The organism is Streptomyces sp. NBC_01261, assembly GCF_036226385.1.
Taxonomy (GTDB): domain Bacteria; phylum Actinomycetota; class Actinomycetes; order Streptomycetales; family Streptomycetaceae; genus Streptomyces.
The window spans coordinates 2136832-2150260 of the sequence record NZ_CP108463.1; the positions used below are offsets into that span (position 1 = coordinate 2136832).

Here is a 13429-nt window from a genome sequence, read left to right on the forward strand (position 1 = left end):
CGCCATGACGAAGATCGACACGAGCCGCCCGGAGTCCGTGCTGCCGACCCCGTCGCACACGGTCGGCCCCTTCTACGGCTACGCGCTGCCGTTCCCCGGCGGCGGTGACATCGCACCCGTCGGGCACCCGGACACGATCACCGTCCAGGGCTACGTCTACGACGGCGAGGGCAACCCCCTGCCGGACGCCTTCGTCGAGCTGTGGGGGCCCGACCCCGACGGCAACCTCTCCACGACCGACGGCTCGATCCGGCGCGACCCGGCCGGCGGCGGCTATCTCGGCCGCAACGGCGTCGAGTTCACCGGCTGGGGTCGCATCCAGACCGACGCGAACGGCCACTGGTACGCACGGACGCTACGGCCGGGCGCACGCGGCCCGAACGCCCCGTACCTGAGTGCCTGCGTGTTCGCGCGCGGACTCCTGGTCCACCTCTTCACCCGGATCTACCTGCCCGGCGACAAGGCCGCGCTCGCCGCTGACCCACTGCTGACCGGGCTGGACCCGGCGCGGCGCGACACGTTGATCGCACAGGACGACGGCAGGGGCACATACCGTTTCGACATCCGCCTTCAGGGCGAAGGCGAAACGGTCTTCCTGGAGTTCCAGTGACAGCTGCCGACCCGTCGGACACCGGCCTGCTCGCCCCCGGGTGGACCGGCTCCCCCGCCGCGTCCGCGACGAGCGACACCGCGTACCTACGGGCCCTGCTCGACGCGGAGTCCGCCCTCACCCGCGCCCAGGCCGCCCTGGGTCTCGCGCCCGCCGAGGCCGCGACAGCGGTGACAACGGTGGCGGCCGACATGGACCGTTTCGACGTACGGTCCCTCGCCGAGCGGGCGCGCGGCGGCGGGAACCCGGTGATCCCGCTGGTCGCGGACCTGACGAAGGCGGTCGGCGGGAAGTACGGCCCCTACGTCCACCGGGGTGCGACCAGCCAGGACATCATGGACACGGCGACGATGCTGGTCGCGTCCCGCACCCTGGACCTGGTCCTGACCGACCTGGCCCGCACGGAGCGCACACTGTCGGGGCTGGCCGCCGCCCACCGCGACACCGCGATGCCGGGCCGGACCCTCACCCAGCACGCCGTGCCGACGACGTTCGGGCTGAAGGCGGCGGGATGGCGGTCGCTGGTACTAGACGCGCGGGATCGCGTTCGGGTGGCAAGGGATGCGCTGCCCGTCCAACTCGGGGGCGCGGCAGGCACGTTGGCCGCCTTCACCGCGTACGGCGCCGAGGACGCGCTCGCGCTGCCGGACGCCTACGCCCGTGAACTCGGTCTGGCGGCAGCCCTGTTGCCCTGGCACACACTCCGAACGCCGATCGCCGACCTCGCCGGATGCCTGGCCTTCACTGCGGGCGCGCTGGGCAAGGTCGCGGCCGACGTCCTCGTTCTGTGCCGGACGGAGATCGCCGAGGTATCCGAGGGCAGCGGCGGCGGTTCGTCGGCCATGCCGCACAAGGCGAATCCCGTACGGTCCACGCTGATCGCCGCCGCCGCGCGCCGGGCACCGCAGCTCGCGGCCGTCCTCTACGGCTCCTTGGTCGCCGAGGACGAGCGGCCGGCCGGGGCCTGGCACACCGAGTGGGAACCGCTGCGGGAGCTGCTGCGGCTGGTCGGCGGGGCGGCGCGTGATGCCGCCGAGCTGACCGAGGGGCTGCGGGTGCACCCGGACGTGATGCGTGAACACCTGGATCTCACCCATGGGTTGATCGTCTCCGAGCGGCTGTCGGCCGAGTTGGCGCCGCTGCTGGGCCGGGCCCGGGCGAAGGAGCTGCTGACGGAGGTCGCCCGGCGGGCGTACGCGGAGCGCCTGCCGTTGGCCGAACTGCTCGCCGGGGAACCGGAGTTGAAGGACCACGATCTCTCCGCGCTGACCGACCCCACCCGTTACACGGGTTCCGCCGGAGCCCTCACCGACCGTGCGTTGGAGCGACGTTGACCGAGAAACTCCTCAACTTCCGTGCCGAGGGCGCCGATTCCGCTCCCCCGCTGCTGCTCGGGCCCTCGCTGGGCACGTCGTACGCCCTGTGGGACAAGGTCGCGCCCGAACTGTCCGTCACCCACCGGGTGATCCGCTGGGACCTGCCCGGGCACGGCGGTTCGGCACCCGGGTTGATCGGTCCCGGGGCGACCGTGGGAGACCTCGCGGACCTGGTGCTCGCGTTGGCCGACTCGCTCGGGATCGAGCAATTCGCCTACGCGGGTGTGTCGTTGGGCGGTGCGGTCGGCCTGCACCTCGCGGTGCATCACCCCGAGCGGATCGCGTCGCTCGCCGTCATCTGTTCCTCGGCCCACTTCAACGGGGCGAAGCCGTGGGAGGAACGGGCGGCGCGGGTACGGAGCGAGGGGGTGGGGTGGCTGGTGGAGAGCGCCGACTCCCGTTGGTTCACGCCCCGGTTCACCGTCCCGGAGCTGGTGGCCGACCAGGGCGCCGCCGATCCGGCCGCGTACGCAGCGTGCTGTGACGCGCTGGCCGCGTTCGACCTGCGCGGGCGGCTTTCCGAGATCGGCGCGCGGACGCTGGTGATCGCGGGGCGCGAGGACCCGGCGACCCCGCCCGCGCATCTGCGGGAGATCGCGGACGCGGTGGCGGGCTCGGCGCTCGCGGAGATTCCCGGCGCTTCCCATCTGGCCCCCGCGCAGTGCCCTGAGGCGGTCCTCACGGCGCTGCGCGCGCACCTCGACGGGGGTGCCAAGCGCGGGATGGCGGTACGGCGTGAGGTGCTCGGTGACACCCACGTGGACCGGGCGCAGGCTCGGCAGACGCCGTTCACCGCGCGGTTCCAGGACTTCATCTCGCGGTATGCGTGGGGGGAGGTCTGGACCGATCCAACGTTGTCGCGGCGCGAGCGGAGCATGATCACACTCACCGCGTTGATTGCCCATGGGCACTATGACGAGTTGGCCATGCATGTTCGGGCGGCTCGGCGGAATGGGCTCACGTCGGAGGAGATCGGGGCCGTGCTGTTGCAGAGTGCGGTGTATTGCGGGGTGCCTGCGGCGAACTCGGCGTTCGCTGTGGCGCAGCGGGTGTTGGCCGAAGAGGGCGACTAAGGGGGTGGGGCTGCTTGTTGTACGTCGACTGCGGCTGCGTCGTGGCTGGTCGCGCAGTTCCCCGCGCCCCTAAAAGCGTGGGCCGACCCCCGTTTTTTGGGGCGCGAGAAACCACGTGCCCCTTAAAGGCGCAGGCCGGCCCAAGTCTTTAGAGGCGCGAGAACCTACGCGCCGTTCAAAAACGCAGGCCAGCCCAGGTCTTTAGGCGCACAAGGAACCACGCACCCCTCAAAACGCACACCCGCCCAAGTCTTTAGGCGCACGAGGAACCACGCACCCCTCAAAACGCACGCCAGCCCAAGTCTTTAGGGGCGCGGGGAACTGCGCGACCAGCCCCCACCGGGCCCGCAGCCGAACGACGACTCAGCGCAACCCCCTCCCCGTCTCCAACACCTCCCGCGCCTGGGTCACCAGACCATCCGCCCCGCACGAACGCGCCAGTGTCAGACCCTTGTTGATCTCGGCCACCGACCGCGCGGCGATCCCGTACTCGACCCGCGCCGCCGCATGCTCGTACTGGCACGGCGAGGACTCCAGGTAAGCGACGGCCTGCGCCGCGAGGCGGACTGCGCGCTGCCCCGTTTCCAGCGCGGCGGCGCAGCGGAGGGCCTCGCCGATCGCCGTGTCCGTGCCGAAGTGTTCGGCCTGACGGCGGGCGTCGGAGGCGAGTTGGGCCGCGCGGGTCGGGTCCTCGACGGCGAGGGCACGGGCCAGGTCGACGGCCCAGGGGACGAGGACCGGGTTGTGGTGGCCGCGTACGGTCGCCGCCTTCGCGGCCTGTTCCAGTTCGTTGATGCCGTCCTTCGTGCGGCCGACGGCGAGCAGGAGCCGGCCGCGCACGCAGCGCGGGTCGGGCAGCACGATGGTGGAGGGGTACGGCGGTGCGAAGCCGTACTGTTCGGCGGTCGCCCAGGCCTCCTCGACATGGCCGCGGGCGAGCAGCGTGTCGACCAGGTTGCAGGTGGCCGACCAGTACAGGGGCAGGCCGCGGCCGACGCGCTCGGCGAGGCGCAGGGACTCGCGCAGCGAGATCTCGGCGTCGCGGAGCCGGCCGCGCCTGCGGTGGCCGAGGCCGATGTAGGCGTGCGCCAGGGAGAGGTGGCCGCCGCTCCAGCCCGCGGTCACGTAGGCGCGCAGGGCTTCGTTGTACAGGCTCTCCGCGCGGTCCAGGCGGTCGGTGTAGGCGTACGCGCTGGCGAGCATCATGAGGATCTCGATGCCCCACTCGGTGTCGGTCCAGCCGAGTCCGGGGGCGAGCCGTCCGTTGACGAGGGCGCGGTCGCAGACCTCGACGACCTCCTCGGCGTTCTCGCCGTGGGTCATGGCGTCGAAGCCGCGCAGGATCAGCAGGGCCCGCTCGGAGTTGTCCCGGCCGGCGCAGGTGCCGGCGAGTGCGGCGAGCCGCTCGGAGCGTCCCGGGGAGATGCCCTCGCCCGCGTGGATGCCCTCCCACATGAACTGCACGGCCTGGAGCCGCATCCGGGCCGCGCCCGGTTCGTAGCGGACGGCCTCCGCCTCGACGGTGCGGACGGCCTCCTCCAGCTGGTTGTTGTGGATCAGGGCCTGGGAGAGCCGGAAAACGGCGTCCACACGTGCGTGGCCGTCGAGACCGGGCATGCCGAGAGCGGTCTGGAGGTGGCCGATGGTGGTGGCGGGCGCCGTGAGCAGGGTGGCGCAGCCCAGTTCGAAGAGCACGTGCGCGTGGGTCTCGGCGAGCGGCGGCTCCAGGAGGGCGCGCTCCAGACAGCGGCGGGCCGCGTCGGGGGCGCCGATGGAGAGGTGCTCGCGGGCCGCCTCGCGCAGCTGCTCGACGAGTTCCTGGTCGTCGTCCGGGTGCACTTTGAGGAGGTGCCGTGAGGCGGAGGCCGCGCCGAGCCCGGAGTCGGTGACGACCTGGGCGGCGATGCCGTGCATGGCCGTGCGCACGCCGCCGGGGATGGAGTCGTAGACGGCGCTGGCGATCAGCGGGTGGACGAACTCCAGCTCGCCGGCGCCGGCTTGGGACGCGGCGGGGTCGGGCGCGGTGAGGATGCGGGCGGTGCGGAGCAGTTCGGCGCAGCGGCCCGCCTCTTCGCGACTCATGGTGGCGAGCTTGGCGACCAGGCTCACGGAGATGCCGGTGCCGAGGATGGCGGCGGCCCAGGCGAACCGGGTGGCTTCGAAGCCCAGGTCGTCCAGGCGGGCGACGAGTCCGCCGCCGCGCGCGGAGCGGTTGAGCTCGCGCAGTTCGGTGGCCGCGTCCTCGACCGGGTCGAGGCCGCTGTCCTGGACCTTGGCGAGGAGTTCGACGGTCTCGTACGGGTTGCCGTCGGTGACCGCCCAGACCTCGCGGCAAAACGCGCCGTCGGCGTGCGGGCCGAGGGTGGCGCGGGTGAGGCCCGCGGTGGCCTTCGGGGTGAGGGATTCCAGGACGGTGACCGGCGGTCCCGCCGTAGCGGCGATCGCGTCCAGGTAGCGGGCGCTCTCACCGCTGACCTCGCCGGGCCTGCGGGCGACCACGAGCAGGACGGACAGGTCGTCGAGGCGTTCGGCGAACGCGGCGAGCCAGCGCAGGGTCTCCTGGTCGGCCCAGTGGGCGTCGTCGACGATCAGGACCAGTGGCCAGACGCGCTTGGCGAGGCGGCGCACCGCGGCGACCAGTCCGTCGCACACGCCCTGCGGGTCGGGCTGCCGCTCGCCGGGTTCGGTGACGCCGAGGGCGGGGCCCGCGATGTCGTACCAGTCGCCGAGGTACTCGCGGATCTCCTCGGGCATCAGCGAGATGAGGGCGGGTTGCAGCAACTGCCGTACGACGTTGAAGGGGACGGACCTGAGGGTCTCGCCGCCGCGGGCCTGCCAGACCGCGCAGCCGCGTGCCTCGGCGATACGGCGGGTCGCGGCCAGGAGCGCGGTCTTGCCGAACCCGGCCTCGCCGCGGACCATCAGCAGGCTGCCCGAGGACGACTCGTCGGCGCGCAGACGGTCGATCGCCTCCACCACACCGGCGACTTCCTCGTCGCGCTCCCACAGGGAGGCCGAGGCGGCCTCCGGAGGCCCTTCCTCCGTCATCCCGATACCTCCCCAGTAGCCCGAACGACGTACAGCCCTTGAGCGTAGCCCTCCGGATGCCGAAGTGGAGGCCGGTCCGGGGAGCTGGTGCCGCAACGGGTGACAGCTGGGCCCGTAGGCATGACGAACAGTCAGAAGGCGTCGGAACAGAGCCACTTCCGATCAATCCCGCACCACTGCGGAGCGTCGCCCACCAAGCCTGTGCATCAGCGCCCTTCGGCCAACATGGGCATGCATGAATCAACGCAGGCGTCCGCGGTCACCAGCCGGAAGGTGATCGAGAACCACCCGGGCGGGAGCATCGCGGCCGGATCCTCTCATCCCCCTTTCACCGACGCCTCATACGGTAGGGGCATGACGCAGGTGACTCCCCCCGGGTGGTACCCCGATCCCGGGCAGACGAATGACGGTCCCACCGCCGAGCGCTGGTGGGACGGCAAGGCATGGACGGACCGCACCCGCCCCGCCGGGTCGGGCGCCGAATGGGGTCCCCCGACGGAGCCGCCGTACGGCGGGGCGTACCCGGCGTATCCCGCCCAGCCCCCGGCCGCGCCGCGCCGCAATCTGCGCACGGGCATAGCCGTGGGCGTCGCGGTGGCGGTCCTCACGGCCATAGGTGTCGGTGCGTACGCGCTGTCCGACAACGGCAGCGGGAACGGCACCCAGGCCGGCAACCAGCAGGCGCCGAACGGACAGGGCGGTGTCGGCGGCCAGGGCGGTCCCGAGGGGCAGGGCGGCACGGGCGGTTCCGGCGGCACGGGCGGCCAGAACGATCCCTTCGGCGGGTCCGGCGGGACGGGTGGTTCCGGTGGGACCGGTGGTGCGACGCCCGCTCCCAGCCAGTCCGCGGAGCCGAAGGTCAAGGCCGGCGGAACCGTGATCGACTCGCTCGACGGCATCAGCTTCACCGTGCCGTCCGACTGGTACGGCCAGGTCATCCAGGTCGGCGCGTCGGTCACGTCGAACACGTCCTACAAGTGCCCCGGCAACACCGCCCAGACCTGCACCAACGGCGGGGCGTACTCCTCGCCCGCGGTGGTGCTGGGCACGAAGGGCAGCACGGCGGAGGCGGTCGCGAAGGCGGACATCGCCGCCAACGCGAAGGAGTCCTACGGCGGTACGACCTACGGCAGCATCACCTCCCACGAGGTCCTCGCCTCCAAGGCCGTCACCGTGGCCGGGCAGAAGGGCTATCTGGTCCGCTGGAAGGCGATCACCAGCAAGGGCGCCGACGGCTATGTCGAGTCGCTCGCGTTCCCGTCGCCGGCCAGTACCGGTCAGATCGTCGTGGTCCGCTTCGGTGTCGACGTCGGCCAGAAGCAGTCCGTGATCGACGAGATAACCGCGGGCATCAAGGTGGCCTCGGGCACCGGCGGCGGCGACGGGCAGAAGATCTGACCCCTCGCCGTGGACCGGCCGGCTCCCCGTACACCAGTCGGCCGGGTGGGGCGCCTCTCCGCTCAAGAGGAACCCCACCCGGCCGGGGGGGTGCGCGCCGCCCCCGTCCCCACGGTGCGGCGCGAGCAGGTCACCGTCCAGTCATCCCACGGACGGCGGCCTGGTTCTCAGGTGAGGCCGAGTGCGGGTAGCACCGCGGCCTCCACGAATCTGACGAGGTAGTCGGGGTCGGCGTAACAGCCCTCCAGGACCGGACGGGCCCGCAGGACGCCGAAGATCTGGGCGGGGACGTACGGCAGGGCCGGATGGTCGGCCGGGATCTCGCCGCGTTCCACACCGCGGCGCAGGATGTCCTCCAGCGCGGCGATCTCGGGATGGACGAGCGCCTCGCGTACCGCCTGGGCGAGTTCGCTGTCCTGGATGACGGCGTGGCCGAGCGCCGAGACGAGTTTCGTGTCCTTGGCCGACCAGGCGCCCGCCGCCCGCGCGGCCTGGCGCAGGTCCTCCGCGAGCGAGCCCGTGTCGATGCCGGTGAAGTGCACCCGGCGGTTGGCGCGCAGCGCCGCCGCGACGAACTGGGGCTTGGTCCCCCACTGCCGGTAGAGCGTGGACTTGCTGCACCGGGTGCTGCTGGCGACGCCCTCCATGCTGACGGAGTCGTACCCGCATTCCCGGATCTGTTCGAGCACGGCGTCGAAGAACTCCCGCTCACGCTCGGGCGTGATCTTGGAGCGGCGCGAGGCGGCGACCGTGTCCGGTGCGTCCTCAGCCTGCGACGTCATGGCTCGTCTCCTCGCTCGGTCCACGGACCCGGGGTCCGCTCTCCAGTGTGTCTCGTTTCGCTATCGATACGCCAGTGTACCGGTACTCCGCCGTATCGGTACCCGCCCGTATCGGTACACTGGCGTATCGGAACGAACTCGTACCGATGAGTTCGGGCCGCGAGCCGGGTCACAAGCCCTGCCTGCACCACCACACGCACCACCGTCAGCGAAGGGGCCGGGGGATGAATGCCCGCACCGAGCCTGCAGAGAAGGGGACCAGCGCGATAGCGCGGCCCCCGCTCGTCCGTGAGCTCCTGCTCGTCGCAGGGCTCTTCCTCGTCTACAAGTTCGGTCGCCAGCTGGCGACGGGCCACACCGGTGAGGCCCTGCACAACGCCCGCCACGTGTGGGACCTGGAACGGACCCTGCGCCTCCCGAACGAGGGCTCGGTGCAGTCGGTGCTGCTGCACAGCGACACCCTCGTGCACATCGCGAACACCTTCTACGCGACCGTCCACTTCCCGGCCACCGTCGCCTTCCTGGTCTGGCTGTACCTGCGGCGCCCCGCGCACTACGTGTGGGCCCGCCGTGTCCTGGCCACCGTCACCTCGGCCGCCCTGGTACTCCCCTTCGTGTTCCCCCTCGCACCCCCGCGCATGCTGGCCGCGACGGGCCTCGTCGACACCGCCAAGGTCTACGGCCCCTCGGTCTACGGCCCGCCGACCAGCGACCACCTCTCGAACCAGTTCGCGGCGATGCCCTCGCTGCACTTCGGCTGGGCCCTGATGGTCGCGATCGGCCTGATCGTCGCCACGCGGTCCCGCTGGCGCTGGCTGTGGCTGCTGCATCCACTGGTCACGCTGATGGTCATCATCGGCACGGCGAACCACTACTGGCTGGACGCGATCGTGGCCGCCGCCATGCTCGGCATCGCCCTCGCGTTCATCCGTCCCCCGCTCCGCACGGCGACGACCGCCGGCCGCGGCCGGCCCCAACTCGCGGTAGCAGAGCCGGTTCTCGTCGGAGCCGGACGATGAACGCCACCCTCGTCGCCGTCGTCCTGTCCCTGTTCTCGGCCGTCGCCTACGCGGCGGCGGCCGTGGCCCAGGAACGGCTGGCGTCCCGCAACTCCGACGCGGGCATGCTGCGGCTGCTCGCCACCGGGTCCTGGTGGTGGACGGTCGTCCTGAACGCGTCGGCCGCGCTGTTGCACGTCGTGGCCCTCAAGTACGGCCCGCTGACCGTCGTACAGCCGCTGGGAGCCCTCACCCTCGTCGCCGCCGTCCCGATGGGCGCGCGCGTGGCCGGCCGACGGGTCACCATGGTCGAGTGGCGGGGCACCGCGCTCACCCTGCTCGGCCTCTCGGCCCTGCTGGTCACGGCGTCCGGCCCGCAGCCGGACCAAGTCCTCACCGTTCCACAGGCGTTGGCGGTCGCGGGCGCGACGTCCGCACTCATCGGCCTGCTGGCCCGACGCGGCGCGAAGCCCGGTCTACGACATGCCTCGGCGTCCGGTGTCGCCTCGGGTGTGGCCTCCGCGCTCACGCAGACCGTGACGGTCGCGGCGACGGACCGTTCGGGTCCGCTGCTGAGCATGCAGGTGGTCGGAGTCGCCCTGCTGGTCGCGGTGTTCGCGGCGGGCGGGCTGCTGCTCTCGCAGACCGCCTACCGGGGCGGCCTCGGTGCCCCGCTCGCGGTGGTGACCCTGGCGAACCCGGTGGCCGCCGCCGCGATCGGCCTCGCGCTGCTGGGCGAACGCCTCCAGGGCGGCGCGGCCGGCATCCTCCTCGCCCTCGCGGGAGCCGGCATCGCGTCCTGGGGTGTGATCCTGCTGACCCGGGCGACACCCGCCGTACCACTGCTGCACGAGTACGACGACCACGATCACCCCGTGGCCGCCGTCCTGGCACTGGAGCCTCAATCGGCGTCCGCCGAACCGGCGTTGCTGCCCCGACAGCCGGACCGGAAGTCCGCGCCGGGGCATCTCACCGCGCTCTGAGCGGGATCAGCCGAGGCCGCGCGAGTCCTGCTTGAGCGCGGTGTCGACGGTCAGGGCCGTCGCCACCACCAGGCTCAACAGGGGCTCGGGCAGCTGGTAGTGGATCTGCAGGACGTAGTTGTCCGCGGTGGTGAACATCGTCTTGGCGAGGCCTTCCCAGGTCTTCGTGATCCGGGCGACCTCGTTGTCGGCGTGGTCGACGATCGCGAAGTTCCACGCCCGCCAGTTCTCCGCCTTGATCGCGCCGATCTGCTGACCATCCACGTTCAGCGCGAAGTTGATCTTCCCGATCATGTTCTGCTGCACGATCTCGCCCACCGGCGAACCGTCCGGACGGGACACGATCACCCTGGACTTCATGATCTTCGCCGGCCGGGTCAGCACCAACTGCGGCTGCCCGTAGGCGTCCCGGATCTCCAGCCGGTGGGTCATGAACTGGTCGAGGCTGGAGACGAAACGCAGCGCCTTCTTCAGCGTGCTCTGGCCGACCTCGTCGACCGAGCCGATCACATTGCCGTTCTGATCCATGACCTTGTACTCGTTGGTCAGCTCGATCAGCTTGGCCTTCTGGTTCACCACGAGCACCGGCTCGGTGAACAGGCTGCCGCCACCGGGGCCGCCACCGGCGACCCCGGCCTGCTGCTGCACCTGCTGCTTGACCTGGCGCTGGGCCCGCGGGTCCGGCCCCGCCTGCTGCTGCGGAACGGCCTGCGGCTGCTGGGCGGCCTGGCCCTGCTGGTCTGCGTTGGTGTGGTCGGTCCACTTCACGCCGTCCCAGTACCGGAGCGTCTGGGGCGCTCCGTGCGGATCCGGGTACCAGCCTGCAGGTGTGTTCGAATGCGTGGTCACCGGGGCACACTACCGCGAGTGCCCCGGAAAACAACCGGTCTCACGAAGCCCCTCAGGCGGTCGCGATCGCGGGGTCGCTGACCCCCGGCCGGCCGTTCTCGACATGTCCGGCGAATCGCCGCAGGAACGTCGCGTCGCCGTCGGAGGTGACCGTCAGGTCGTACCACCGCTTGCTCGCGCCGAGGTCGACGGTGTGCCGTACGGTGGCGCCCGCCCGCACCTTGAAGGTCTGGGAACGGCCGCCGTAGCCGTTGGCGACCTTCAACTGCACTGTCCCGGAACCCTTGTTGGTGAAGGTCAGCTCGACGTCGTCGCCGCAGTTCCGGGCGGTGACCTCGGGGCCGGCCGTCCTGCCCGGGCCCTTGAAGACGCGCAGGAAGCCGTTCGGGCCGTGCACGGTCAGGTCGTACGAGCCGTTCGAGTACGCCGAGTTCCAGGCGTCCGAGACGGTCTTGCCGGCCTCGGTGGTGTAACTCCAGGGCCCGTCCGTGCGGTTGGCGGAGGTGACCAGGAAGTTGGCGCCGGCCTTCGCTCCGGAGGCGAAGGTGAGCGTGAACTTCCCGGCCGCCGTGTCGGCCGAACCGTCCACCGTGGCCGCGTACTTGAGCGGCCGGGCCGGGCGCAGTCCGCGCTCCTGCTTGGGCAGCACCGGGTTGGCGGGCGGGGTCGGCACGTAGTCGGGGTGACGGTTCCTGTCCGGCGGCTGGTAGCCGTCGGTGCCCGGGAGCGGGACCTTCTTGACGTCCTTGCGGGAGAAGTCGAAGGCGGTGGTCAGGTCGCCGCAGATCGCGCGCCGCCAGGGTGAGATGTTGGGCTCGTGGACACCGAACCGGGTCTCCATGAACCGGATGACCGAGGTGTGGTCGAAGGTCTCCGAGCAGACGTAACCGCCCTTGCTCCAGGGCGAGACGACGATCATCGGCACCCGCTGGCCGAGGCCGTAGGGACCGGCCGGGTGGCTGGCGTCGCCCTTGAAGAGGTCGGGGCCGACGTCGACGGTCGACCTGCCCTGCGCGGCCGAGCCCGGCGCGAACGGCGGGAGCAGGTGGTCGAAGAAGCCGTCGTTCTCGTCGTAGGTGATGAACAGGGCCGTCTTCGCCCACACCTTTGGGTCGGAGGTCAGCGCGTCCAGGACCTGGGAGACGTACCAAGCGCCGTAGTTCGCGGGCCAGTTGGGGTGCTCGGTGAAGGCCTCGGGGGCGACGACCCAGGAGATCTTCGGCAGCGTGCCGCCCTTGACGTCGGCCTTCAACCGGTCGAAGAAGCCGTCGCCCTTGGTGGCGTCGGTGCCGGTGCGGGCCTTGTCGTAGAGCGGGTCGCCGGGCTGCGCGTTCTGGAACTGCTTGAAGTAGAGGAGCGAGTTGTCGCCGTAGTTGCCTCGGTAGGCGTCCTGGATCCAGCCCCAGCCGCCGCTCGCGTCGAGGCCGTCGCCGACGTCCTGGTAGATCTTCCAGGAGACCCCGGCCTTCTCCAGCCGCTCGGGGTACGTCGTCCAGCTGTAGCCGGCCTCGTCGTTGCCGAGGACCGGGCCGCCGCCGACGCCGTCGTTGCCGGTGTAACCCGTCCACATGTAGTAGCGGTTGGGGTCGGTGGAGCCGATGAACGAGCAGTGGTAGGCGTCGCAGATGGTGAAGGAGTCGGCGAGCGCGTAGTGGAACGGGATGTCCTCGCGGGTCAGGTACGCCATCGTCGTGGAGCCCTTGGACGGCACCCACTTGTCGTACTTGCCGCCGTCGAACGCGGCGTGCCCGTCGTTCCAGCTGTGCGGGAGGTCCTGGATGAACTGCAGGCCCAGGTCGTTCGCCTCGGGCCGGAACGGGAGGATGTCCTTCGTGCCGTCCGACTGGTACCAGACCGGTTTTCCGTCCTGCCGGGTCACGACCGGATGCGGGTCGCCGAAGCCCCGGACACCCCTGAGCGAACCGAAGTAGTGGTCGAAGGACCGGTTCTCCTGCATCAGGACGACGATGTGCTCGACGTCCTCGATGCTCCCCGAGCGGTGGTTCGCCGGGAGCGCGGCGGCCCGCTCGATGCTGTTCGAGAGTGCGGTGAAGGCCGTGGTGGCACCCGCGAGTTGGAGAAAGCGACGCCGATTGACTTCGGACATGGGTGAGGCACCTCTCATCCTGACGCGCGGCCGGCCGGAACATGGCGAAATGCGCGCGGTGCGAGTGTTCCAAGAGCAACAAACGTCAGGGAAGGGTCTGGTGGCGCCCATGTGAAACTCGCCCGTACGTGCGGGGGCAGCTGCCGTCGACGTCGTCACCGGGCCGGGCCCGCACGGCGCCTGTGCGGACTTCGCCGGACTGCAC

10 protein-coding genes are annotated in these 13429 nt (G+C 71.2%); 6 read left to right on the forward strand and 4 right to left on the reverse strand.

Annotated elements, in window-relative coordinates:
* Nucleotides 1–4 precede the first annotated feature (4 nt).
* From pcaG to pcaDC, 3 genes are read left to right on the forward strand one after another with little or no spacing between them, the layout of a single operon-like run.
* Nucleotides 5–610, forward strand: a complete 606-nt coding sequence (pcaG, locus tag OG226_RS09405) for a protocatechuate 3,4-dioxygenase subunit alpha (RefSeq protein ID WP_329348570.1) — start codon at nucleotides 5–7, stop codon at nucleotides 608–610.
* Nucleotides 607–1944 carry a 3-carboxy-cis,cis-muconate cycloisomerase gene (gene pcaB / locus OG226_RS09410; protein WP_328676256.1) on the forward strand — a complete coding sequence of 446 codons (1338 nt, stop codon included), beginning with the start codon at nucleotides 607–609 and terminating at the stop codon, nucleotides 1942–1944. Before pcaG ends, pcaB begins: the two co-directional genes overlap by 4 nt.
* Nucleotides 1941–3059 carry a bifunctional 3-oxoadipate enol-lactonase/4-carboxymuconolactone decarboxylase PcaDC gene (gene pcaDC / locus OG226_RS09415; RefSeq protein WP_329348571.1) on the forward strand — a complete coding sequence of 373 codons (1119 nt, stop codon included), beginning with the start codon at nucleotides 1941–1943 and terminating at the stop codon, nucleotides 3057–3059. Before pcaB ends, pcaDC begins: the two co-directional genes overlap by 4 nt.
* Nucleotides 3060–3422: 363 nt before the next feature.
* On the opposite strand, the gene OG226_RS09420 is transcribed toward pcaDC, so the two are convergent.
* The gene (locus OG226_RS09420; RefSeq protein WP_328676258.1) at nucleotides 3423–6107 is read right to left on the reverse strand and encodes an ATP-binding protein; all 2685 of its coding nucleotides are present in this window, start codon (nucleotides 6105–6107) and stop codon (nucleotides 3423–3425) included.
* Nucleotides 6108–6461: 354 nt separating this feature from the next.
* Between OG226_RS09420 and OG226_RS09425 the strand changes: the two genes are divergently transcribed.
* Nucleotides 6462–7505 carry a DUF2510 domain-containing protein gene (locus tag OG226_RS09425; RefSeq protein WP_328676259.1) on the forward strand — a complete coding sequence of 348 codons (1044 nt, stop codon included), beginning with the start codon at nucleotides 6462–6464 and terminating at the stop codon, nucleotides 7503–7505.
* 167 nt (nucleotides 7506–7672) lie between these two features.
* On the opposite strand, the gene OG226_RS09430 is transcribed toward OG226_RS09425, so the two are convergent.
* Complete coding sequence (locus OG226_RS09430) at nucleotides 7673–8287, reverse strand: TetR/AcrR family transcriptional regulator (RefSeq protein ID WP_327399906.1); 615 nt, start codon at nucleotides 8285–8287, stop codon at nucleotides 7673–7675.
* A gap of 224 nt (nucleotides 8288–8511) precedes the next feature.
* On the opposite strand from OG226_RS09430, the gene OG226_RS09435 reads away from it, so the two are divergent.
* Complete coding sequence (locus OG226_RS09435) at nucleotides 8512–9306, forward strand: phosphatase PAP2 family protein (protein ID WP_329348572.1); 795 nt, start codon at nucleotides 8512–8514, stop codon at nucleotides 9304–9306.
* Complete coding sequence (locus OG226_RS09440; RefSeq protein ID WP_328676261.1) at nucleotides 9303–10268, forward strand: hypothetical protein; 966 nt, start codon at nucleotides 9303–9305, stop codon at nucleotides 10266–10268. Before OG226_RS09435 ends, OG226_RS09440 begins: the two co-directional genes overlap by 4 nt.
* Before the next feature lie 6 nt (nucleotides 10269–10274).
* Here the strand turns inward: OG226_RS09440 and OG226_RS09445 are convergent, their stop codons facing one another.
* A complete protein-coding gene (locus tag OG226_RS09445) occupies nucleotides 10275–11117 on the reverse strand; it encodes a phospholipid scramblase-related protein (RefSeq protein WP_328676262.1) in 843 nt (280 codons plus the stop codon).
* 52 nt (nucleotides 11118–11169) lie between these two features.
* Nucleotides 11170–13224 carry a phosphocholine-specific phospholipase C gene (locus OG226_RS09450; RefSeq protein WP_329348573.1) on the reverse strand — a complete coding sequence of 685 codons (2055 nt, stop codon included), beginning with the start codon at nucleotides 13222–13224 and terminating at the stop codon, nucleotides 11170–11172.
* Between the last annotated feature and the right edge of the window lie 205 nt (nucleotides 13225–13429).